Source organism: Amycolatopsis suaedae (genome assembly GCF_004214935.1).
Lineage (GTDB): Bacteria > Actinomycetota > Actinomycetes > Mycobacteriales > Pseudonocardiaceae > Amycolatopsis > Amycolatopsis suaedae.
The window spans coordinates 164,344-186,943 of the sequence record NZ_SFCC01000002.1 but is presented as its reverse complement, the minus strand read 5'-3'; the positions used below and the strand labels follow the sequence as shown (position 1 = coordinate 186,943).

Annotated in this window: 18 protein-coding genes; 9 read left to right on the top strand and 9 right to left on the bottom strand. The window is 70.3% G+C overall.

From position 1 onward, the window contains the following. The 3 genes from EWH70_RS04060 to trmB all read left to right on the top strand — a co-directional run bounded on the left by EWH70_RS04060 (position 1) and on the right by trmB (position 2,340). A complete protein-coding gene (locus EWH70_RS04060; RefSeq protein WP_130473869.1) occupies positions 1–750 on the top strand; it encodes an ABC transporter permease in 750 nt (249 codons plus the stop codon). Positions 751–1,122: 372 nt separating this feature from the next. Then, positions 1,123–1,617: a hypothetical protein gene (locus tag EWH70_RS04055; RefSeq protein ID WP_240686786.1), complete on the top strand. Its 495-nt coding sequence runs from the start codon at positions 1,123–1,125 to the stop codon at positions 1,615–1,617. 21 nt (positions 1,618–1,638) lie between these two features. Beyond that, the gene (gene trmB, locus EWH70_RS04050; protein WP_130473867.1) at positions 1,639–2,340 is read left to right on the top strand and encodes a tRNA (guanosine(46)-N7)-methyltransferase TrmB; all 702 of its coding nucleotides are present in this window, start codon (positions 1,639–1,641) and stop codon (positions 2,338–2,340) included. On the opposite strand, the gene EWH70_RS04045 is transcribed toward trmB, so the two are convergent. The 3 genes from EWH70_RS04045 to EWH70_RS04035 are packed head-to-tail and all read right to left on the bottom strand — an operon-like array spanning position 2,337 to position 5,880. Next, complete coding sequence (locus EWH70_RS04045) at positions 2,337–2,879, bottom strand: GNAT family N-acetyltransferase (protein ID WP_130473866.1); 543 nt, start codon at positions 2,877–2,879, stop codon at positions 2,337–2,339. The genes trmB and EWH70_RS04045 overlap by 4 nt on opposite strands. Before the next feature lie 59 nt (positions 2,880–2,938). Beyond that, complete coding sequence (locus EWH70_RS04040; protein ID WP_130473865.1) at positions 2,939–5,170, bottom strand: FtsX-like permease family protein; 2,232 nt, start codon at positions 5,168–5,170, stop codon at positions 2,939–2,941. Beyond that, on the bottom strand, positions 5,167–5,880 hold the full coding sequence (locus tag EWH70_RS04035; RefSeq protein ID WP_240686785.1) for an ABC transporter ATP-binding protein: 714 nt from the start codon (positions 5,878–5,880) through the stop codon (positions 5,167–5,169). Before EWH70_RS04035 ends, EWH70_RS04040 begins: the two co-directional genes overlap by 4 nt. 172 nt (positions 5,881–6,052) lie before the next feature. Between EWH70_RS04035 and EWH70_RS04030 the strand changes: the two genes are divergently transcribed. Genes EWH70_RS04030 through EWH70_RS04020 form a run of 3 tightly spaced genes read left to right on the top strand, consistent with a single transcriptional unit; the run spans position 6,053 to position 9,747 of the window. Beyond that, complete coding sequence (locus EWH70_RS04030; RefSeq protein WP_240686784.1) at positions 6,053–7,783, top strand: sensor histidine kinase; 1,731 nt, start codon at positions 6,053–6,055, stop codon at positions 7,781–7,783. After that, the gene (locus EWH70_RS04025) at positions 7,780–8,430 is read left to right on the top strand and encodes a response regulator (RefSeq protein WP_130473864.1); all 651 of its coding nucleotides are present in this window, start codon (positions 7,780–7,782) and stop codon (positions 8,428–8,430) included. The genes EWH70_RS04030 and EWH70_RS04025 overlap by 4 nt, the downstream gene beginning before the upstream one ends. A gap of 15 nt (positions 8,431–8,445) precedes the next feature. Next, positions 8,446–9,747: an amidohydrolase family protein gene (locus EWH70_RS04020; protein ID WP_130473863.1), complete on the top strand. Its 1,302-nt coding sequence runs from the start codon at positions 8,446–8,448 to the stop codon at positions 9,745–9,747. On the opposite strand, the gene EWH70_RS04015 is transcribed toward EWH70_RS04020, so the two are convergent. Further along, a complete protein-coding gene (locus EWH70_RS04015; protein ID WP_130473862.1) occupies positions 9,744–10,427 on the bottom strand; it encodes an SDR family oxidoreductase in 684 nt (227 codons plus the stop codon). The two genes, EWH70_RS04020 and EWH70_RS04015, sit on opposite strands and share 4 nt — an antisense overlap. 161 nt (positions 10,428–10,588) lie before the next feature. On the opposite strand from EWH70_RS04015, the gene EWH70_RS04010 reads away from it, so the two are divergent. Further along, entirely contained in the window at positions 10,589–11,839 is a 1,251-nt protein-coding gene (locus EWH70_RS04010; protein WP_240686823.1) for an MFS transporter, read from the top strand. On the opposite strand, the gene EWH70_RS04005 is transcribed toward EWH70_RS04010, so the two are convergent. The 5 genes from EWH70_RS04005 to EWH70_RS03985 all read right to left on the bottom strand — a co-directional run bounded on the left by EWH70_RS04005 (position 11,840) and on the right by EWH70_RS03985 (position 19,200). Next, entirely contained in the window at positions 11,840–13,930 is a 2,091-nt protein-coding gene (locus EWH70_RS04005; protein WP_165436142.1) for a PhoX family protein, read from the bottom strand. A 125-nt stretch (positions 13,931–14,055) separates the two neighbouring features. Beyond that, positions 14,056–16,101: a PhoX family protein gene (locus EWH70_RS04000; protein WP_130473860.1), complete on the bottom strand. Its 2,046-nt coding sequence runs from the start codon at positions 16,099–16,101 to the stop codon at positions 14,056–14,058. A 96-nt stretch (positions 16,102–16,197) separates the two neighbouring features. Beyond that, positions 16,198–17,403, bottom strand: a complete 1,206-nt coding sequence (locus tag EWH70_RS03995) for an MFS transporter (protein ID WP_130473859.1) — start codon at positions 17,401–17,403, stop codon at positions 16,198–16,200. Positions 17,404–17,502: 99 nt separating this feature from the next. Further along, the gene (locus EWH70_RS03990) at positions 17,503–18,594 is read right to left on the bottom strand and encodes an inositol-3-phosphate synthase (protein WP_130473858.1); all 1,092 of its coding nucleotides are present in this window, start codon (positions 18,592–18,594) and stop codon (positions 17,503–17,505) included. 51 nt (positions 18,595–18,645) lie between these two features. Further along, positions 18,646–19,200, bottom strand: a complete 555-nt coding sequence (locus EWH70_RS03985; RefSeq protein ID WP_130473857.1) for a PadR family transcriptional regulator — start codon at positions 19,198–19,200, stop codon at positions 18,646–18,648. Between the two features lie 249 nt (positions 19,201–19,449). On the opposite strand from EWH70_RS03985, the gene EWH70_RS03980 reads away from it, so the two are divergent. Then, entirely contained in the window at positions 19,450–19,854 is a 405-nt protein-coding gene (locus EWH70_RS03980; protein WP_130473856.1) for a DUF5318 domain-containing protein, read from the top strand. A gap of 70 nt (positions 19,855–19,924) precedes the next feature. Continuing rightward, the gene (locus tag EWH70_RS03975; protein ID WP_130473855.1) at positions 19,925–22,564 is read left to right on the top strand and encodes a transglycosylase domain-containing protein; all 2,640 of its coding nucleotides are present in this window, start codon (positions 19,925–19,927) and stop codon (positions 22,562–22,564) included. Positions 22,565–22,600: the final 36 nt, after the last annotated feature.

Sequence of the window (22,600 nt, the reverse complement as noted above, 5' to 3'; positions counted from 1 at the left end):
ATGACTCTGCTCGCAGTCGAACGCATCAAGCTGTTCACCACGCGCTCGCCGTGGTGGTGTGCCCTCGTCGCGCTCGCGGTCACCGTCGGGTTCGCCGCGATGATCAGCGCCTCCGCTCCCTCGGCCGAGTTCGTCAACGTGGCCAGCTCCGAGTTCGGTTACCGGTTCGGCATGGCCGTCGTCATGGTGCTCGCCGCGCTGGCGGTGACCACCGAGTACCGCTTCGGGACCATCCGCACCACCTTCCAGGCCGTGCCGCACCGCGGCGCCGCGCTCACCGCCAAGGCGACGGTCGTCGCCGCGCTGGCGGCGTTCATCGGCCTGCTCGCCGGGTTCGGCTCCTGGGCGGTGGCGCTGCTGATCCAGCCCGACGGCGACCTCGCGCTGGACAGCGCCGCGGACTGGATCAACGTCGCGGGCATCAGCGTGGTCTACGGCCTCGCCGCGATCATCGCGGTGGCCATCGGCATCCTCGTCCGGCACAGCGCCGGCGCGGTCGCCATCCTGCTGATCTACGCACTCGCGGTGGAGAACCTGGTGCAGTTGATCCCCACCGTCGGCGAGAAGATCTACGCCTGGCTGCCGTTCAACGTCGCGCACCGGTTCATCGCCGGTGACGGTGTGGCGCAGGACGGTCCGCCGCTGTCGAACTCCCCGCTGACCCCCGGCTGGGCGCTGGCGTACTTCGCCGGGTTCGCCCTGGTGATGCTGGCCGTCGCCATCGGGGTGGCGAAGAAGCGGGACGCATGATCGTTTCCACAGGAAACACGATCGGGCCGGCGACGGCCTGATCGGACAGGGGATGAAGGCCCGGGTCGCCTATCGGGGGGCGACCCGGGCCTTCGCTGTGATCACCCGTTCGCGCGCGGTAACAATCGCGAAGATCAATTCGATATAACGTGAGGCGCATTAATGCACGGCGGGACATTAAGACCGCGTTAATTGCCTGTGGGATCGCCCACAAGCACCGGACACGCCGCGCTGACCAGGCGATATTTGGTTCAGAACCCCGCCTAGGAAGCCTTACGGAGGTGACACTTGACGGTGGTGGATTCCGGTCGAGGAGTGGACAGCACGATCCCGGCACCACGTCACGATTCCCCACAGCTCCGCCTGGAGCCGATGGTCGATCTCGAGTGGTCGCAGGCCATCGAACTGCCCCGGGTCGCGTCGAGCGCGACCAAGCCGTCGGAAGCCCGGCGGTCCTGGGTGCACCGCGCACCCGAAGAACAGGTGCTGGCGCTTTACCACGCCGCCAGCGCGAGCGGCGGGCCCATGCCGGCGCCCTGGTGGCTACGAGCCATGGCCGCGGGGACACTGCTGTCCCGTGAGGACGGTTTCCGCGTCGAAGACCGCATCCACCAGCTACTCACCCGCCGTCCCGGCTGGGAGTTCGTGCCGTGGGCGGCCGACGGCGAGTCGGGTTACTGGGAGTTCATGCCGTCGGAGGGCGGCAACACCGGTAACCGCATTCCCACCACCGTGTTGACGACGGACCGGCACACCGGCTGGATCGACGTCCTGCCCGCCTACAGCGTGACCAGCCCGGCGCCGATCGCCGTCGCCGGTCTCGCCGGCCTGCGGGCCAGGCTGGGGGAGTTCGAGGCCGTCAGGTAGCTCCCGGCTAGCGTGAGGCTGGTGGAGAGCGAGCAGCAACCGAGGCTGCGCAGTGTGGTCAGCTACGTGCAGCGTGGCGGGCGGATGACCGTCGGCCAGCAGCGTGCCTGGGAACAGCACTGGCCGCGGCTGGGCCGTGAGGTGTCCGAACTGCCGGCGGGACCGATCGACTTCGCCGAGTGGTTCGGCCGTCGTGCCCCGGTACTGCTGGAGATCGGGTCCGGCATGGGCGAGACGACGTCGGCGCTGGCCGCGGCCGCGCCCGAGGTCAACTACGTCGCGGTGGAGGTCTACCAGGCCGGGCTGGGGCAGCTGATGCTGCGTGCCGAGCGGCTCGGCGTCGACAACCTCCGGCTGCTGCACGGCGACGCGGTCACGCTGCTCACCGAGCATGTGGCGCCCGGGTCGCTGGCCGGGGTGCGGCTGTTCTTCCCGGACCCGTGGCCGAAGAAGCGTCACCACAAGCGCCGGCTGGTGCAGCCGAAGTTCGTGGCGCTGGTCGCGTCGCGTCTCGCGGAGGGCGCCACCTTCCACATGGCGACCGACTGGGCCGACTACGCCGACCAGATGCTGGCGGTGTGCTCGGCCGAGCCGCTGCTGCGTAACCGCTTCGACGACTGGGCGCCGCGCCCGGCGTGGCGCCCGGTGACGAAGTTCGAGAACCGGGCCCGCGAGGAGAACCGGATCAGCCGCGATCTGATCTTCGAACGGGTCGCGGGCTAGCCGGTCCACTCGTCTGCGAGCAGCGACCACACCTCGATGTCCTGCCGGACGCCGTTGCACGGGAAGGCCGATCGCAACGTGCCCTCGTAGGTCATGCCGAGCCGCTTGGGCACGGCGAGGCTGCGTTCGTTGTCCGCCGAGGCGCGCCACTCGATCCTGGCCATGCCGCGGACGCGGACGGCCCAGTCGATCAGCACCCGGCTCGCCCGGGTGACCAGGCCGCGGCCCTGCGCGGACGGCGTCAGCCAGACACCCAGCTCGCAAATGCTCCGGACCTTGTCGAAGACGACGACGGTGATCCCCCCGACGAGTGTCCCGTCCAGATAGATCCCGAGGATGCGGCGACCGTCACGGGCCTGCTCGTCGGCGAAGGACCGCAGCCACTCCCGGGCGGACTCCTCGTCGACGACCGTCGAGGCCCACGGCAGGTACGGCGCCAGGATCTCCCGCGCCTCGTCGACGAACGCGGCGAACTCCGCCGCCTGCCACGGCTCCAGCGGGCGCAGCTCGGCGCCGTCACCCAGATCTCTGCTCAGCACAGCGCCGATCATGCCTGGGTTGCCCTCCCCCCGACGAGAGGGCAACCCAGGCGGCCCCCTTACTCGTCGGCCAGCGGTTCGGCCTGGACCCGCTTCAACGCGGGTGTGCAGACCGACGCCGCCAGCACGGCGACCAGCGCGCCGACCCCGACCGGCGCGAGGATCCAGGGACTGATCACCACCGGCGAACTGTCGACGATGCTGAACAGCCCCAGCCCGACGAACGCCCCGACCACGCCTGCCCCGATGGTGGCGACCATCGCGGGCAGCGCGGCTTCCGTACGCAGCGCCCGCGCCAGCGTGCGGACCGGCGTTCCCGCCGCCAGCAGGGCACCGAACGTCCGCCTGCGGTCCATCACCGAACCCGCGGTGGCGATGGCGGCACTGCATCCGGCGAGCAGCCCGGCCGCGACCAGGCCGATCACCGTGACCCTGCGCAGGTCGGCCAGCTGGGTCTGCTGGTCGCTCAGGTGCAGCTCCCTGCTCTCGATCTGCTCACCGTTCGCCGCGCCGACCAGCGCGGTCCGCACGACCTCCCGGCTGGCCGGGGTGGTCTGCACGGCCACGGTCACCTTTTCCGGCCGTACCGAGGCCGGCACCGCCGACGGTTCGACGATGACCGCGCCACGGGCGTCGCTGTCCGTGGCCGGCACGGTCCGCTCCACGGTGCCCGGGGTCAGCGGCACGCCCGGCTGCTCGTAGTCGGCGGACACGGTCACGTCCCTGGCGGTCACCGGGTAGCCGGAGTAGATCGCCGGCCCGCCGGTGCAGGCGGCGCCGGGCACGAGCCGGGTGAGCCGCGCCGCGTCGGCGCAGGGCATGACCATGGCGTACTGGCCGGTGTTGCCGTACTTGAGGCTGACCTGCGGGATCGACACCGGACGCTCGGCGATGCCGTAGCGGTCCAGCTCGGCGCCGGCCTTCTCGGCGACCTGGGCGGCTTTGTCCGGCGACGTGTCGATGTAGAGCACCGAGTCCTGGAACGACCGTCCGCCACCGGCGAGCGACTCCAGGCTGGGCAGCAGGGTGAGCGCCATCGAACCGGCGAACACCGCGAGGACCACGCCCGCCGACGCACGGTAGGCACCCCTCGGGTCGTCCCGCAGCCGCCTGCCGGCCAGCAGCGCCGCGGGCCTGCGCCACAGCTTGACGAAGATGCCGCCGACGGCCGAGGTCACCCACGGCCCGACCACCGCCGCCGAGCCGACCAGCAGCGCCAGCCCAGCCAGCACCGGCAGGATCCCGGCGCCGGACTCCTTCGAGGCGATCAGCGCCAGCGCGAACAGCAGACCGGCGACCGGCAGCACCAGCAGCCGCCACCAGTGCAGCGGCCTGCGGGCGTGCGACGAGGCCGCCCCGAGCGGCTGCCGCACCACCCGGCGCAGGCCGAGCACGGCGGCCAGCACGACCAGTGCGGGGATGGCGACGGCGATGGCGACGGTCACCCCGACCGGCAGGACGAAGTCGTCGGTCTGCCACGTGCCACCCGCCCACGGCACCAGCGAGGCCAGCAGGTGGAACCCGGGACCGGCCGCGACGCCGAGCACGGCACCGGCGACGGCCGCGATGGCCGTCTCCGCCGCGACGGTCGCGGTGACCTGGCCGGGCGTGGCACCGGCGAGGCGCAGCGCGGCCAGCCGCTGCTCCCTGCGCGCCGCCGTCAGCCGTGCCGCCGAGGCCACCAGCACCAGGCTGGGCACCAGCAACACCACGATCCCGACGCCGGACAGCAGCTGCAGATACGGGTCGACCTGCGCCCCCGTGCTGGGGAAGGCCGGTACCGGCACGGCGTTGTCCCCGATGGACTGTGGTGTCTGCCCGACGAGGGCGACCAGCTGCTCGGGGAACGTCAGCGCGTCCTGCCCGAGTACGCCGACCACCTTGCCGCCGAACCGGTCGGACAGCTGCGAGGCGGGCAGTTTCGAGGCCAGCTGCGCCAGCTCCGGCGACAGCAGCACCTCGCCGGGCTCGGGCAGCCGGTCGATGCCCGGTGGCAGGCTGCGGTGCGGGACGTCGGCCAGCCGCGCGACGTCGACCCGGCTGATCTGCCGATCGCCGGTGAAGTCCTTGCTGTATGCCAGCGCGAGGGTCGGCGTGCTGTCCTGCGTGGACTCGCGCGGGTACTCCTGCCACAGGCCACGCTGCGACCTGGCCTCCGTCGCGAACGGCAGGCTGACCAGCAGCAAAACCAGCGCGGTGGCGACGGCGACACCGACCGCGGTGAGGATGGCCGAGGTACGGGTACGGCGGTCGCCACGCAGCACCCGCAGGGCGAGCTGCACCGGGTTCACACCGGCACCTCGACGTCGATCCGGCCGTCGCGGATGGCGACGGTCCTCGGCATGGCGGCGGCGAGGTCACGGTCGTGCGTGACGACGAGAACCGCGGCGCCGGTTTCCCGCCCCGCGGCGAGCAGGGCGTTCATGGTCTCCCCGCCGGTGCGGGTGTCCAGCGCGCCGGTCGGCTCGTCGGCGAAGATGACCTTCGGCTGGTGGGCCAGTGCGCGGGCGATGGCGACCCGCTGGGCCTCACCGCCGGACAGCTCACCCGGCCGCCTGGACTCCTTGCCACGCAGGCCGAGGCGGGTCAGCCAGCCGCGGGCCGCCGTCAACGCGTCGCCCCGGCTCGTACCGCTGAGCAGCAGCGGCAACGCGGCGTTCTCCTCGGCCGTCAGCTCGGCCACGAGCATCCCGGACTGGAACACGAAACCGAACTCGCTGCGCCGCAGCAGGCTGCGCTTGCTCTCGTTCAGCTGATCGATGCGCTGGCCGGCGAGGTGGATCTCGCCCGCGTCGGCACGCAGGATGCCGGCCAGGACGTGCAGCAGCGACGTCTTGCCCGAGCCGGACGGCCCGACGATGGCGATGGCCTCACCCGCCGCGATGTCGATGTCGACCCCGTCGAGTGCGTGCTGGGTGCCGTAGCGCTTGACCAGCCCGCGCCCGGACAGCACCGGTGTTCCCGTTGTCCTGTTCGGACGCTGCAGTTGCTCGGCGTGCACTGTCTCGTACTCCCTCCGTGTTTGTCTCGGCGGTAAGACTCGCCTTCGGAAGGGGTGCGGGACTTCGGGCAGACGGCCATGCCGGGCCCGGCCCGCCTCGGCCGATCGGCCGACCCCGCGGTGGCTCCATGGCCGGGGTGCGCGGTACGCGCGATCCTCTACCGTCAGTCTGGTGTCCACCGCCACCAGACTCGTAGAGCGGGCCACGGCGGCTGCCCGCTGGCTCGGCCCGCCGGGAATCGTGCTGCTCGCCGCTCTGCTGGTGGACCTGGCGATCATCCTTCCGGCCGCCGTCGACGAGACCGGCCCGGTGCTGCGTGACCTGCTGTTCCTGCCCGGCGTCCTGGCGATCTCCGGGTGCGCGCTGTGGGCGCGGACGCAGCCGCTGGCGGCCGCCTTCGCCGGTGCGGCGACGATGATGGTGTCCACTGTGGTCGTTCGACTGGGTGACATCCCGGCCTACAGCACGGTGCTGGCCAACGTGTCCTTCGCCGAGACCGTCGCCGGGTTCGAGCTGGTCTACCTGTGTGTGCGCGGAGTCCGCGGCGGGGCCGCGTTCGTGGCGGTGACCATGCTGGTGATCAGCGGGCTCGGCGCCGTGCTCGGCCGCGACATGACCGGCGGCGACGGATACGCGGTGCTGCGGTCGGGGATCTTCGGCCTGGTGATGCTGATCGTCGCCGTCGCGGTCGGTTTCGTCGGACGCTCACCTGACCGCAAGTCCGACGACAACGTCATCACCCGGTTGGCCCGCGCGCAGTGGCCGCTGATGGGCGTGATGTCGCTGCTGCTGTTCTTCGAAGTGACCAACCAGGTCGGCAGGGGTCTTGTCGGCATCCCGCTGGCGATGTGCTCGGTCGCCGCCGCCGTGCTCGCGATCGCCGCCAGCCGCTGGCGGCTGCCCGCCGCGGTGCTGCTGGCAGGCACCTTCCTGGTCGTCGGGGCGACGGTGTACCTGTTCGGCCTGGGGCGTACCTCGGCCACCATCCCCGGCTCGCTGCCGCTGACCGCCGTCGCCGCCGGCATCGCGGTCACCATCTTCCTGATCCGGTACGAATCGCCGCCGCGCGCGTGGGGCGGCATCGCGGCCATGTCGTTCGGGGTCGCGGTCGCGGTGATCGCCAACCGGACCTTCCGCGGCGACATCCAGTCGCTGTTCATCGGCGCCTGCATGCTGCTCGGCATGGCCGTGGCGTTCGGGCTGTTCCTGAAGTCGCGTGACTCCGAACGCAAGCAGGTGGTCAAGTCCGCGGTCGCCGGCGCGCAGACGTCCGAGCGGATGGCACTGGCGAGGGAACTGCACGACGTCGTCGCCCACCACGTCACCGGCATCGTCGTGCAGGCACAGGCAGCGAAGGTGGTCGCCGCGCAGAACCCGGGCGCCGCGCTGGAGGCGCTGGAACGCATCGAGCTGGCAGGCACCGAGGCGATGACGGCCATGCGCAGGCTGGTCAGGAGCATGCGCGGGGACGCGCCGATCGGCAGTACCGAGTTCAGCGAGCAGGCGACCATGGACCTGGCCGCGGACCTGCGCAAACTCGTCGACCAGGCCAGCCACGGCGTGCCGACCGAGGTCGAGCTGGACCTGCCGCCCGGCCTGCCGCAGGAGGTGTCCCGGTCCGCGCTGCGGCTGGTGCAGGAGGCGCTGACCAACGTCGGCAAGCACGCGACCGGCGCGTCACTGGCCCACGTCTCGGTGCGCACGGCGGGTGATCTGCTGTACATCCGGGTGCACGACGACGGCAGCACGGGGAGCGCCAACCCGCCCGGCGGATCGGGCGGCTACGGTCTGGTCGGCATGCGCGAGCGGGTCGCGCTGCTGAACGGGCGCCTCGAGGCCGGTCCGTCGCCGGAGGGCGGGTGGCTGGTGGAGGCCTGGTTGCCGCTGGAAGGGGCAGAGTGATTCGGGTACTGATCGCCGACGACCAGGACATGGTGCGCACGGGGTTCCGGATGATTCTCGACGCCCAGGAGGACATCGAGGTCGTCGCCGACGTGCCGGACGGCGTCGAGGCGGTACGCAAGGCCCGCGAGCTGCGGCCGGACGTGTGCCTGCTGGACATCCGCATGCCGGGGATGGACGGGCTGGCCGTCACGAAGGCGCTGGCCGGGCCGGACGTCGCCGATCCACTGAAGGTCGTGGTCGTGACGACGTTCGACCTCGACGAGTACGTGCACACGGCACTGCGCAACGGCGCGAGCGGCTTCCTGCTCAAGGACGCCGGGCCCGCGTTGCTGATCGAGGCCGTGCGGGCGGCCTACCGGGGTGACGCGCTGGTGTCGCCGCAGATCACCGTCCGGCTGCTGAAGCACTTCAACACCGCGCCCGCCCGGCCCGAGGTCGACCCGCCTGCCGAGCCGCTGACCCCGCGGGAAATCGACGTGGTCAAGGCCGCCGCGCGCGGACTGACCAACACCGAGATCGGCGCGGAGCTGTTCCTCTCGCTGTCCACGGTGAAGACGCACCTGGCTTCGGTGCAGTCGAAGATCGGCGCCCGCGGCCGGGTCGAGATCGCGGCCTGGGCCTGGCGTAGTGGGCTCATGGACTAAGGCTTAAAGTCGGGCATGCGCCGCCTCCGTGCCCCGGTCGTCATTCCCGCCGACCCCGCCTGTTCCGTCCTGCGTGACGCCGTCGTCGACATCGACGCCGACGGCCGCATCGCCTACTGCGGGCCCGCCACCGAGGCGCCGGGCGACGCCATGGTCACCGACCTGCCGGGGATCCTGCTGCCCGGCTTGGTGAACACCCACGCGCACACCCCAATGGTGTTGCTGCGTGGCATGGGTGGCGACCTGCCGCTGCTGCGGTGGCTGCGCGAGGTGATCTGGCCTGCCGAGTCGAAACTGCGGCCGGACGATGTGCGGGCCGGGATGCTGCTCGGGTCGCTGGAGATGCTGCGGCGCGGCGTCACGACGAGCGCGGAAATGTACTTCTACAACGAGCAGGCGGCCGACGCCGTGCTCACCACCGGCGGCCGGGCGGTGCTCGGGCTGCCGATCCTGGACCTGCCGGGCCTGGACTGGCGGGCCATGCTGGACGACGCCGACCGCTGGATCGACGCCGACGGCCTGCGGTTCGGCCCGGGTGAGCGGATTGAGCTCGGCTACGGCCCGCACTCGGCGTACACGCTGCCGGTCGAGGCGCTGACGCTGACCGCGAAGGCCGCCGCGGCGCGGGGTGCGCTGGTGCAGATCCACGTGGCCGAGTCCGCCGAGGAGGACGCGCGGCAGCGGGCCGAGCACGGATCGGTGCCGCGGCTGCTCGACGAGGTCGGCATGCTGGCCGGGCGGACGCTGGCCGCGCACTGCGTGCATCTGTCCGATGAGGACATCGCGTTGTTCGCCGCGCGGGGCACCGGGGTGGCGCACTGCCCCGGGTCGAACGCGAAGCTGGCTTCCGGGATCGCGCGGCTGGCCCGGATGCGGGAGGCGGCGGTCCGGGTCGGCCTCGGCACCGACGGTCCGGCCAGCAACGACGACCTCGACCTGTGGGAGGAGATCCAGCTGGCGGCCATGTTCAGCCGGGTGTCCACGATGGACTCCGCGGCGCTGACCGGGGCGCAGGCGCTGCTGATGGCGACCCGCGGGGGCGCCGAGGCGCTGGGCCGGGACGACATCGGCGCGCTGGAGCCGGGCCGGTGGGCCGACGTGGTGCACGTCGACCTGGACGACCCGGCGTTCGCCACCGGCCTGGACGTGCCCGACGACCAGCTGCTGGCGAACCTGGTGTGGGCGGCCGGCTCGCGCCGGGTGCGGGACGTCTGGGTGGCCGGTGAGCAGGTGGTCGGCGACGGGGAGTCCACCCGCGTGGACCGCGCCGCGGCGCAGGCCGACGTGGCCGCCCGCGCGGTGCGTTTGCGTGGTTAGGAGGGGCGGAGGACCAGGTCGGTGAGGTGGGCGTCCGGCGTGGCCGACACGGCGGTCAGGACGGCCGTGGCCACCGAGTCCGGCCGCAGGAAGCGGGACGGGTCGTACTCCTTGCCCTCGCCGGCGACGATGCCGCGCTGCATCTCGGTGTCGGTACGGCCGGGGTGGATCGAGGTGACCCGCACGCCGTTGCCCTCCTCCTCGGCCCGCAGCGCGTCGGCGAACGCCTTGGCGGCGAACTTGCTCGCCGCGTACGGCCCCCAGCCCGGCCGCGCGTTCAGCCCGGCGCCGGAGTTGATCACCACGACGTGTCCGCGGGCCGCTCGCAAGGCGGGTAGCAGCAGCCGGGTCAGGCGCACCATGGCCAGCACGTTGACCTCGAAGTTCGCCTGCCAGGCAGCGTCATCCGCCTCGGCGATCGTGCCCAGCTCGGCGACGCCTGCCGAGTGCACCAGCACGTCGAGGCTGTCGATGTGGGCAGCGGCCTCCCGCACGGCACCGGCGTCGGCGAGGTCGACGGGCCACGGCTCCGAACCGGGCAGCTCATCGGCCCGTTCCCGCAGCGCGTCGGCGTCCCGGCCGCCGAGCAGCACGCGGTAGGACGGTTCCAGGACATGGGCGACGGCGGCGCCGATGCCCCGGGACGCCCCGGTCACCAACGCGAGCGGCAGATCGGTCACCGGCTCACGGTAACCCCTTGACTCGGCGGTCGCGTGGGCGTGGGATGCCACGGATGAAGAAGCGACGCGAAGCGTCTCCGTTGAGGGTGGCGGCGGGGCTGAGGACGGCGAAGAAGATCACCGAGGGCGACCGGGTGCTCGGCAAGGTCGCGCTGCGGATCATGCCGTTCCTGTGCCTGCTGTACTTCGTCAACTACCTCGACCGAGTCAACATCGGCTTCGCCGCGCCCAACGGCATGAACGCCGAGCTGGGCCTGACCGCGACCGCGTTCGGCTTCGCCTCCGGCATCTTCTTCCTCGGTTACCTCGTGCTGGAGGTGCCGAGCAACCTGGCGCTGCACCGCTTCGGTGCCCGCCGGTGGATGGCCCGGATCATGATCAGCTGGGGCATCGTGGCCACCGCCATGGCGTTCGTCCCGAACGCGACGACGTTGATCATCCTGCGGTTCCTGCTCGGCGTCGCCGAGGCGGGTTTCTTCCCCGGCATCATCCTCTACCTGACCTACTGGTTCCCCGCCGCGCAGCGCGCCAAGGCCGTCGCGTTGTTCATGATGGCGGTGCCGATCTCGTCGGCGGTCGGCGCGACGCTGTCCAGCCTGCTCATCTCGGCGGGTCACGGGGTCGCTGGGCTGCCCGGCTGGCGGTTCATGTTCCTGGTCGAGGGCATCCCGGCGATCCTGCTGGCGTTCGTCACCTGGTTCTACCTCACCGACCGGCCGGAGAAGGCCCGCTGGCTGACCGAGTCCGAACGCGACTGGCTCACCCGCACGCTGGACGCCGAGCGCAAGGCCACCGAGGCACAACACCACTGGCCGCTGCGCAAGGCGCTGACCCACCCGCGCATCCTGGCGCTGGCGTTCGTCTACTTCGGAATCGCCTACGGCCTGTACGCGCTGGGCTTCTTCCTGCCGACGATCATCGCCGGGTTCGCCCAGCAGTTCGGCACGACGTTCACGGTGACGCAGTCCGGGCTGATCAACGCCATCCCGTACGTGGTGGGCGCGGTGGTCATGGTGTTCTGGGCGCGCCACGGCGACCGTACCGGCGAACGGACCTGGCACGTCGCACTGCCGATGCTGGTCGGCGGGCTGGCCATCCCGGTCGCGCTCTACCTCGGTAACCCGTTCGCCACGATGGCAGCGGTGACGGTCTGCGCCGTCGGTGTCTGCGCCGCGTTGCCGACGTTCTGGGCGCTGCCGTCGCAGTTCCTGTCCGGCGCGGCGGCGGCCGGGGGCATCGCGTTGATCAACTCGCTCGGCAACATCAGCGGCTTCGCCGCGCCCTACGTCACCGGCTGGCTGCGTGACCTGACCGGCAGCCAGAAGGCCGGCATGTGGGCGGTCGGCATCTGCATGGTGGTCGCCGCGGGCGTGGCCATCGCGTTGCGGCCACGCCCGCGGACCACCACCTAACTACCTAATCCCGATGCGGCCGGGCAGGCCCCAGGCGCCCTTGCGCCACACCGAGACGATCGACGGGCGCGGCTGCGAGTTGCCGCCGTCGGGCCAGTGCGACGTCGGGTTGGCCGAGCTGTCGGCGTTCTCACCGGGGTGCTGCACGGCGACGAGCACGACGTTGTCGGTCACCACCGGGCCGCAGGTCTCCGCGCCGACCGGCACCGAGAGGAACTGCTTGACGTAGCCCCGCTCCGGACCGGTCACCGGCACCGAGAACAGGCCGTCGTGCGAGCCCAGCGCGTTGCCGTCGGTGGAGATCCACAGGTTGCCGTGCGGGTCGAACGCGACGTTGTCCGGGCAGGAGATCGGCGAGACCAGGTTCTTGTCGAACCCGCCGAAGTAGGTGTCGGCCTCCTTCGGATCGCCGCACACCAGCAGCAGCCGCCAGGCGAACTTCGTCGAGGTGGCGTCGCCGATCTCCTCGAACTCCAGCACGTGGCCGTTGCGGTTGATGTTGCGCGGGTTGGCCTCGTCGACGCCCGCCTTGCCAGCCTTGCCGCGGTCGCTGTTGTTGGTCAGCGCGACGTACACCCTGCCGTTGACCGGGTTCGGCTCGATGTCCTCGGGGCGGTCCATCTTCGTCGGCATCACCTTGTCGGCGGCGAGCCGGGTGAAGACGTAGACCTCCTCGGCCGTGAAACCGTCCACAAAGGACTTGTTGCCTGCGGCCAGCGGGATCCACTCGCCGACGCCGTCGAACTCACCGTCGGACGGCAGCCTGCCGGAACCGTCGATCTCGCCAGCCGGGCTGTCACCGGTGAACCGGCCGACGTAGAGCGTGCCGTCGTCGAGCAGCGCCGAGTTGTGCCTGCGGGCGTGCGCGCTCTTGCCCGGCTTGTACTTGCCGTTGGAGACGTACTTGTAGATGTACTCGAAGCGCTCGTCGTCGCCGGAGTACGCGACCACCCTCCCGTCGCGCGCGATCTTCACCGCGGCGGCCTCGTGCTTGAACCGGCCGAGGTGGGTGTGCTTGATCGGCGTCGAGTTCGGGTCGTTCGGGTCGATCTCGACGACCCAGCCGAACCGGTTGGTCTCGTTGGGCTCGGCGCGGACGTCCCAGCGCTTGTCGAACCGCTCCCACTTCCGCGTGCTCTCCGCGCCGGAGAAGCCGTACCGCTTGAGCCGCGCGGCGACCACCGGATCGGTGACCTCGCCCGCGTGACCGAAGTACTGGTTGACGTTCTCCTCGCCGGACAGCACCGTGCCCCACGGGGTGACGCTGCCCGCGCAGTTGTTCTGCGTGCCGAGGATCCGGCGGCCGGTCGGGTCGGCGGAGGTCTTCAGGTACTGCGACCCGGCGGCGGGGCCACGCACCTCGAACGGCGTGTTCAGCGTGATGCGGCGGTTGTACCGGCTGGGCACGACGTGCAGGCCGCCGCGCAGCAGGTCACGGGTGACCTGGACGACCGACAGCCCGTGCGCGGCCCAGGCGATGCGGACCTGCTCCTCGGTCGGGTTGTTCTTGTCGTACTGGTCGGCCGGGAACATGTGCGTTTCGGTCGTGTACTCGTGGTTGGCCACGAGCAGGCTGCGCAGGCCCAGCGGGTCCTGCGGGATCAGCCCGACGAAGTCGTTGTTGTAGCCGAACTGCTTCTCCTGCGCGGCAGCCGTCTGCTTGGCGAAGTCGAACTTCGGCGCGCCGGGGACGACCGGATCGCCCCAGCGGATGACGATCCGCTGGTCGTAGCCGGGCGGGATGGTGACGGCGTCGTTGGTGTTCGGCGGCACCTTGTCGAAGTCGGTGCCGGGCACCTTGCGGGCGGGGCGGCCGCGGCCCGCGGCCTCCACACCGGCGGGCTCGGCCGCGGCGGCGGTGCCGGACAACGCGGCGAACCCGCCGGCCGCGGCGGCCATCACCGCACCGGCCTTGAGTGCCCCGCGGCGGGACAGGACGTCCTTGGCGACGTCACCGAAGTACTCGTTGTCGCTCGTGTTCGGAGCGGGGTGGGCGCAGGCGTTGCCACAGCGGTACTCGCAGGTGACCGCGGATCGGCCGCCCGGGTGAGAGGTCATCAGCGGCAGCAGCCGCCGAGGTTCGGTGGACACAGTGCCTCCGGGGTAGTCCAGTCAGGGGAACGCCGTGACGTTAAGCAAGCAAGGCGATTTCGCCTCGACGGCTTGGTTAACAACACGCGAACCGTGAGTGACGCACTACCCCTGAGCTGGACTTTTCACCTACCGCCGATATCGGACAGACCGTGCCTACCCGGCTTCCAGACGGCCACCACCGACGGCCTCGGCTGGCTTTTCCCACCGTCCGGCCAGTGCGAGACGGGCTTGTCGGCGCTGGCACCGTCGACCTCACCGGGATGCTGAACACAGACGGTGACGATCTTGTCCTGGACGACCGGCCCGCATGTTTCCGCGCCCTTCGGCACGGTCAGGAACAGCTTCAGGTCACCGCGGCGCCTGCCCTCCAGCGGCACGGCGTAGAGGCCGTCGTTGATGCCCAGCGCGCCGGCGGAGTCGGTGGAGATCCACAGGTTGCCGTGGCGGTCGAAGGCGACGTTGTCCGGGCTGGAGATCGGGGAGACCTGGTCCTTCGGGAAGCCCGCGAAGTAGGTGTCCGGCGACCTCGGGTCGCCGCACACGAGCAGCAGGCGCCAGGAGAACCGCAGCGCGAGCGCGTCGCCACGGGCCTCCTCCAGCTCGAGGACCTGGCCGTGCTTGTTGTTGACCCGCGGGTTGGGCTCGGTCGCGCCCTCCTTGCCCGGGTTGCCACGCTCGACGTTGTTGCTGAGCGCGCAGTAGATCCGGCCAGTCCGCGGGTGGGCCTGGATGTCCTCCGGGCGGTCCATCTTCGTGGCGTGCACCTTGTCGGCGGCCTCGCGGGTGAAGACGTAGACCTCCTCGGCGGTCATGCCGTCCACGAACGAGCGCTTGCCCGCGGCCAGCGGAATCCACTCGCCGACGCCGTCGAACTCGCCGTCGGAGGGCAGCCTGCCGGAGCCGTCGATCTCGGCGGGCGGGCTGTCGCCGGTGAACCGGGCGACGTAGAGCGTGCCCTCGTCGAGCAGGGTCATGTTGTGCCTGCGGGCGTGCGCGCTGTCGCCGTGCTTCATCTTCTTGTCGGAGATGAACTTGTAGATGTACTCGAAGCGCTCGTCGTCGCCGGAGTACGCGACGACCCGGCCGTCGTGGGCGACCCGGACGTTGGCGCACTCGTGCTTGAACCGGCCCAGCGCGGTGTGCTTGACCGGGGTCGAGTTCGGGTCGTGCGGGTCGAGTTCGATCACCCAGCCGAACCGGTTGGCCTCGTTGACCTGCTTGGTCAGGTCGAACCGGGAGTCGAACCGCTCCCACTTGCGGACGGTCTCCTTGCCGCGGATGCCGTAGCGGGCCAGCCGCCTGCGGGTGGTCTCGTCGGCGACCAGGTCCGCGTTGGCGAAGTACTGGTTGACGTTCTCCTCGCCGGACAGGATCGTGCCCCACGGGGTCACGCCACCGGCACAGTTGTTCATGGTGCCGTGCACGAGTGTGCCGCTCGGGTCGGCCGGGGTCTTCAGCAGGTCGCTGCCCGCGGCCGGGCCGGTGACCCGGAACGGGGTGTGCAGCGTGATCCGCCGGTTGAACGGCGACATCCTCGGCCGCAGGTGCCCGCTGTGGAACGGCCTGGTCACCATGACCACGCTCAGCCCGTGCGCGGCCCAGGCGATCCGGACCTGCTCCTCGGTCGGGTTGTCCTCGTCGTAGCCGGTGAACATGAAGTTCTCCGACGTGTACTCGTGGTTGGTCACCAGCAGGTTGACCAGCCCGAAGTGGTCCAGCGGCAACACAGCGGCGAAGTCGCAGTTGAAGCCGAACTGCTTTTCCTGGGCGGCCGCGGTCTGCTTGCCGAAGTCGAACTCCGGCGCCCCGGGCAGCACCGGGTCGCCCCAGCGGATGACGATGCCCTGCTCGTAGCCCTCGGGGATCACCACGGCGTCGCGGGTGTTGGGCTGAACCCTGGGGAAGTCAGTGCCCGGCGCGGGCCTGCCGTCCGGAGCCGGGGCCTGCGCCTGCGCCGCGGGCATGGCCGCCAGCCCGCCGGTGGCCAGGGCGACCACCGCACCGGCCCGCAGCGCACCGCGCCTGCTGACCTCGCCGAGGACGTCGGCGAACGTCGGGTTGTCCGAGGTGTTCGGGGCGTCGTGCAGGCACGCGTCACCGCAGCGGTAGGTGCAGGTCACGGCTGCCCGGCTCGGGGCGTGGCCGGGCAGCAGCGGCAGGAGCTTCACGCGGACCTCCGAGTGGTGGGAGTTCGGGTGGTCCGACGCTAGCCTCAGCCGACCGGGGAGGGAAATACCTCCGTTGGTCGGATGTTCACCCGCCGTTCAGTTCTCGGACCCGACCAACGCGGCCCCGGCCGGGACGCGGTGCGGGTCGGGCACCCGGGTCGGCACCGCAAGCAGTCCCGCGGCGAGCAGGCAGAGCACGGCCGACACCAGGAACGGCGCCTGCGCGAACCCGAACCACTCGGCGATGTGGCCGACGAGCGTCGCGGCGACCGCGCCGCCGAGCCAGCGCAGGAAGTTGTAGCCGGCACTGGCGACCGGGCGGGGCGCGGAGCTGATCGACATGGCCGTTCCGGTGAACAGCGTGTTCAGCAGGCCGGACACCAGACCGGAGGCGACGATCGCCACGACCAGCACCGGCTTGCTCGGGACCAGCATGACCGCGAGTAGCGCGGCGTACCCGATCACGGCGACGACCGTCGCGTGCCGTTCGCCGAGCCTGGCCGCCAGCCGTGGTGCGAGCACGACCCCGGCGACCGCGACGCTCAGTCCCCAGCCGCAGAACACCAGCCCGACGGCGATGGCGTCCCACTTCAGCACGAACGGCGACCAGGCGAGGACGGCGAAGAACGCGGCGGTGTAGAGCGCTGAGCCGATCGACGTACGCAGCAGCCCGCCGTGCCCGAGCGCTCGCAGCGGGTCGAGCAGGCGGATGCGCGGACCCTTCTTGTCGTGCTGCAGGAAGACGGCGCAGAGCACGAGCGCGGCACCCATCAGCACCGCGGTGCCGAGGAACGGCCCGCGCCAGGAGATGCTGCCGAGCAGCGCTCCCAGCAACGGCCCGACCGACAGGCCGACGCCGAGCGCGGCCTCGTAGAGCAGGATCGCGCCGGCCTGCCCGCCGGTCGCGGCACCGACGATCACCGACAGCGCGGTGGCGATGAAGAAGGCGTTGCCCAGACCCCAGACGGCCCGCAGGCCGACGAGCTGCTCGATCGAACCCGCGGCCGAGCACAGCGCCGTGGCCAGCACGATCAGCACCAGGCCGGTGATGACGGTGCGCTTCGCGCCGAAGCGGGCGCTCATCGCGCCGGTGAACAGCATGGCGACGACCTGCACGCCCAGATACGAGGAGAACAGCAGCGTCACCTGCGCGGGCGTGGCATGCAGCCCCTCGGCGATCGACAGCAGGATGGGGTCGACCAGACCGATGCCCATGAACGCGATCACGGCGGCGAAGGCCGTGATCCAGACCTGTTTCGGCTGGCCCTTGATCGCGGCCAGCAAACTCCCGTGATCAGTCACTTAGCTATGCTAACCAATATTGTTTAGCATGTCTAAGTAAGCCTGCGCACAGACGGAACCGGCCCCCGCCGTGCTGGCGGGGCCGGTCGCGGGAGAGGGTCAGCGCTCCAGTTCGCCGCGGATGAACTTCTCGACGGCCTCACGCGCGGTGCCGTCGTCGTACTGCTCCGGCGGCGACTTCATGAAGTACGACGAGGCCGACAGGATCGGACCACCGATGCCGCGGTCCTTGGCGATCTTCGCGGCGCGCACGGCGTCGATGATGATTCCGGCCGAGTTGGGCGAGTCCCACACCTCGAGCTTGTACTCCAGGTTCAGCGGGACGTCACCGAACGCCCGGCCCTCCAGCCGGACGTAGGCCCACTTGCGGTCGTCGAGCCACTGCACGTAGTCCGACGGCCCGATGTGCACGTTCGACCTGCCCAGGTCCCGGTCGACCTGCGAGGTGACTGCCTGCGTCTTGGAGACCTTCTTCGACTCCAGCCGCTCCAGCTCCTTCATGTTCAGGAAGTCCATGTTCCCGCCCACGTTGAGCTGCATGGTCCGGTCCAGCTGGACACCGCGGTCCTCGAACAGCCTGGTCAGCACCCGGTGCGTGATCGTGGCGCCGACCTGCGACTTGATGTCGTCACCGACGATCGGGACACCGGCGTCGGTGAACTTCTTCGCCCACTCCGGGTCGGAGGCGATGAACACCGGCAGCGCGTTGACGAACGCCACACCGGCGTCGATCGCCGCCTGGGCGTAGAACTTGTCGGCCTCCTCGGAACCGACCGGCAGGTAGGACACCAGCACGTCGGCCCGCGCCTCGCGCAGGGCCGCCGCGACGTCGACCGGCGTCTCGTCGGCCTCGTCGATGGTCTCCCGGTAGAACCGGCCGAGCCCGTCCAGGGTGTGCCCGCGCTGCACGGTGACGCCCAGCGGCGGCACGTCGGCGATCTTGATCGTGTTGTTCTCGCTGGCCACGATGGCCTCGGACAGGTCGCGGTTGACCTTCTTCGCGTCGACGTCGAACGCGGCGACGAACTCGATGTCGCGCACGTGGTAGTCGCCGAACTGCACGTGCATGAGGCCAGGCACGCGCGCGGTGGGGTCGGCGTCGCGGTAGTACTGCACGCCCTGGACCAGGGACGCGGCACAGTTTCCGACGCCAACGATGGCCACCCTCACGCTGCGGCGGTGCTCGCCCATGCCGGTTTCTCCTTAGCTAGTCACTCGTGTTGTAGGTGTGGCCGAGCCCGGTCAGTCCTGCTGCCGGCGCTGTTCGGCCTGCTCGTGCGCGATCAGCTCGTTGAGCCAGCGCACCTCTCGTTCACTGCTCTCCAGGCCCAGCCTGTGCAGCTCGCGGGTGTAGCGGTCGATCCTCTCCTCGGCACGCGCCATCGCGGCGCGAAGCCCTTCGCGCCGCTCCTCGACCCTGCGTCGCCGGCCTTCCAATATCCGCATCCTGACGTCGGCCGGTGTCCTGGAGAAAAACGCCAGGTGCACACCGAAACCCTCGTCGTCCCAGGTCTGCGGACCGGCGTCGCCGAGCAGTTCGCCGAACCGTTCCTTGCCCTCCGCGGTGAGCTTGTAAACCCGCTTCGCCCGGCGCCCGGACCAGCCACGGCCGGCCGCCTCGCCCTCGTCCAGCTCTTCGACGATGAAGCCGGCTCGCTGCAACCGCCGCAGGGTGGGGTAGAGCGAGCCGTACGAGAAGGTGCGGAACATGCCGAGCGTGTCGTGCAGCCGCTTGCGCAGCACGTAGCCGTGCATGGGTGCCTCGTGCAGCAGCCCGAGAACTGCGAGCTCCAACACGTGGCACCCCCTTCCCGGAACACCGGATCGGTCAGGGCGTTGAGATGTATCGCCCACTGCGCTGTGAACCTACCGGTCGAGTATATCGCGCCGATACATCGAAGTGGTGCACCTAACCTTTCGGACGGCGCCGTACGCTGCGGAAATTCACCAGAGAGTTATCGAAACTTCGGCGTGTCGTGCGCAGCGTGACGGTCGCTAGGCAGAACGGCTCATCGCCAACCGGCCACGGGCACGTACGCTGTCATCGTGCGAACCCAGCGACAGATCGTGGACTACGCCCTGCAGCGCCGTGCGCTGCTGGCCGAGGTCTACTCCGGTCGCGTCGGCACCATGGAGGTCTGCGACGCCAGCCCGTACCTGCTGCGAGCTGCGAAGTTCCATGGTCAGCCGACCAGCACGACCTGCCCGGTGTGCCGCAAGGAGCCGCTGACGCAGGTCTGCTGGGTCTACGGCGACGAGCTCAAGCACGCCGCCGGTTCGGCTCGCACACCGGAGGAACTCGCCCGGATGGCGAACCTCTTCAGCGAGTTCACCGTGTACGTGGTGGAAGTGTGCCGGTCGTGTGCCTGGAACCACCTGGTGCAGTCATACGTCCTTGGCACGGACACCCCACAACCGCGCACGACCCCGCGGAGAACCGCGGGACAGTGACGAGGCAGGTGGACACGCTGTTGGACCACAGAACGGCGTACCCCGACACGCTGGTCTGGGAGGCTCTCAGGTGAACGACAGATACGGTAATTCGTGGCCCGGTGACGGGCGCGGCGACGACGGCTGGCCCGCGGAGGAGCCGCAGTGGCCCGGTGAACCGCAGGGTCGCGGAGGCTGGCCCTCCGGCGACGAGGCGGGTCACCAGTGGCCGGGCCAGGAGCCCGAGCGACCCCGGCAGCCACCGCGCCGCCCGCAGGGCAGGCCGCAGGGTGGCCCTCCACCGAGGGACCACCGTGGCGCGCCACCACCACCGCCGCCTCAGCACGGTGGCGGCTACCGGCCGCCCCCACCGGACCAGCCGCCGCTGCCCCCGCGTCGCGGTGCCGCCCCGGCCGCCGGTGCCGCCGGCTTCCCCGAGCGGGAGCCGGAGCTCATCACGCACCACGAGCACAACGGCACGACCGACCCGCGTGGCCACCGGGACGACTACGACGACTACGACTACGACGACCGTGACGACGTCTACACCGCGTCCGGCGCCGAGGGCTACGACGACGAGCCACCCGCAAGGGGCAAGGGCGGGCTGACCGTCGCCGAGCGGAAGAAGCGCCGCTGGCGCCGGGTCCGGCGCGTCGCCTACGTCATGGTCGGCCTGTTCGTGGTCATCCCGGCCGTCGCGTTCGCCGTCGCCTACTTCGTGGTCGACGTGCCGACGCCGGAGGAGGTGGCTGCGAAGCAGAACAAGGTCGTCACCTACTACTACGGCGACGGCCAGACCGAGCTGGGCCGGGACATCCCGCCGGGCGGTAACCGGCAGATCCTCAAGTACGAGCAGATGGCCGAGATCACCCGCAAGGCCGTCTACGCGACCGAGGACTCGACGTTCGAGACGAACGCCGGCTTCGACCTGACGGCCATCCTGCGTGCGGTGTACAACCAGGTCACCGCCGGTGTCGGTGGTGGTTCGACGATCAGCCAGCAGTACATCAAGAAGGCGACGGAGAACGAGGAGTACACCCTCACCCGTAAGGCCGTCGAGCTGGTCCAGTCGTTCAAGATGAACAACGAGCAGGAAAAGCCGGACATCATCACGGCCTACCTGAACACCATCTACTTCGGGCGCGGCGCGTACGGCGTGGCCACGGCCGCCGAGGCGTACTTCGGCAAGAAGGCCGATCAGCTCGACTACTCCGAGTCCGCGCTGCTGGCCGGCCTGATCCAGCAGCCGGGCCGTTCGGAGAACCGCGCGGTGGCCGAGGAACGCTGGCGCACGGCACTGGACCGCATGCTGCAGAACGGCTGGATCACGCCGCAGCAGCGGGCCGAGGCGAAGTTCCCCACGATCCGTCCGCTGGAGGAAGCGCGGCCGGAGCCGATGGACGGCCCGGACCAGTTCGTGAAGGCCCGGATCAAGGAGGAACTGGAAGCCAAGGGCTATCCCGAGTCCAAGGTCAAGGCCGGCGGCTACAAGATCTACACGACGATCGACCAGAACGCCCAGGCGATCGCCAAGAAGACGGTCACCGAGGTGATGAAGGGGCAGCCGGAGAAGCTGAAGGAGGCACTGGTCGCGGTCGACCCGAAGACCGGCGGCGTCCTGGCCTACTACGGCGGCCCGCGCATCCCGAACGTCGACATGACCGACTGGGCCAACGTGCCGCGTAACCCGGGCTCGTCGTACAAGCCGTTCGACCTGGTGGCGCTGCTGGAGAAGGACAAGGGCCTCGGCGAGATCTACAACGGGCGGTCCGGCTCGACGTTCGGTGGCTCCAAACCGATCCGCAACTCCACCAACTGCAGCAGTGACCAGTGCACGGTCGCCGAGGCCATGGAGAAGTCGGTGAACACCGTGTTCGTCGACATGGTCGTCAACGACACCGGCGTGGACGCGGTGATCGAGGCCGCGCGGGCGGCGGGCATCCCCGCCAAGGTCGGCAACGTCGACACCATGCAGAAGGGCGACAGCAACATCGCCATCGGTGGTGGTAACACCCAGGTGACCACCGCCGACATGGCGACCGCCTACGCGACGTTCGCCGCCAACGGCGTCCACCGCGATCAGCACTTCGTCTCCAAGATCACCGATGCCGACGGCAACATCGTCGAGGACTTCTCCAAGCCCAAGGAGAAGATCGCCTTCGCCAACGGTGACGCGGACAAGAGCAAGCAGATCGCGGGCAACGTCACCAAGTCGCTGACCCCGGTGCTGCCGTACTCGAAGCTCACCTGCGCCGAGGGCCGCGACTGCGCGGGCAAGACCGGCACGCACCAGGCCGTCGACCACACCAACGACAACGCGCAGGCGTGGATGGTGGGGTACTCGCCGCAGGTCTCGGCCGCCGCGTGGGTCGGTACCGGTGAGGGGCCGTCGGAGATCATCCGGGACGCCAGGAACCGGCCGATCTACGGCAAGGACCTGCCCGGCGAGATGTGGCAGAAGTTCATGAACGAGTACCTGAAGGGCAAGCCCAAGGACAAGTTCGAGGACGTCAAGCCGATCGGCCGGGTCGAGGCGCCGCCGTCGTCGTCCAAGAAGGAGACGGAGTCCTCCGCGGAGAGCCCGACCTCGTCGACGTCGTCCAGCGAGAACCCGTCGTCGACGGAGAGTCCGACCAGCTCGTCCAAGACGAACACGAAGACGAACACGAGGACGCCCGACATCCCGTGGCCGGGAGCCGGAAACCAGAACGGCAGAGGCGAAGATCCGTAACCTGCGACAGAAACCCCCGCCGGGCCCGCCCGGCGG

What these genes read in the sequence shown, in the direction of transcription:
- EWH70_RS04060 (WP_130473869.1), top strand. Translation starts at nt 1, where the DNA reads ATGACTCTGCTCGCAGTCGAACGCATCAAGCTGTTCACCACGCGCTCG.
- EWH70_RS04055 (WP_240686786.1), top strand. Translation starts at nt 1,123, where the DNA reads ATGGTCGATCTCGAGTGGTCGCAGGCCATCGAACTGCCCCGGGTCGCG.
- EWH70_RS04020 (WP_130473863.1), top strand. Translation starts at nt 8,446, where the DNA reads ATGCGCCGCCTCCGTGCCCCGGTCGTCATTCCCGCCGACCCCGCCTGT.
- EWH70_RS04010 (WP_240686823.1), top strand. Translation starts at nt 10,589, where the DNA reads ATGCCGTTCCTGTGCCTGCTGTACTTCGTCAACTACCTCGACCGAGTC.
- EWH70_RS03990 (WP_130473858.1), bottom strand. Translation starts at nt 18,594, where the DNA reads ATGGGCGAGCACCGCCGCAGCGTGAGGGTGGCCATCGTTGGCGTCGGA.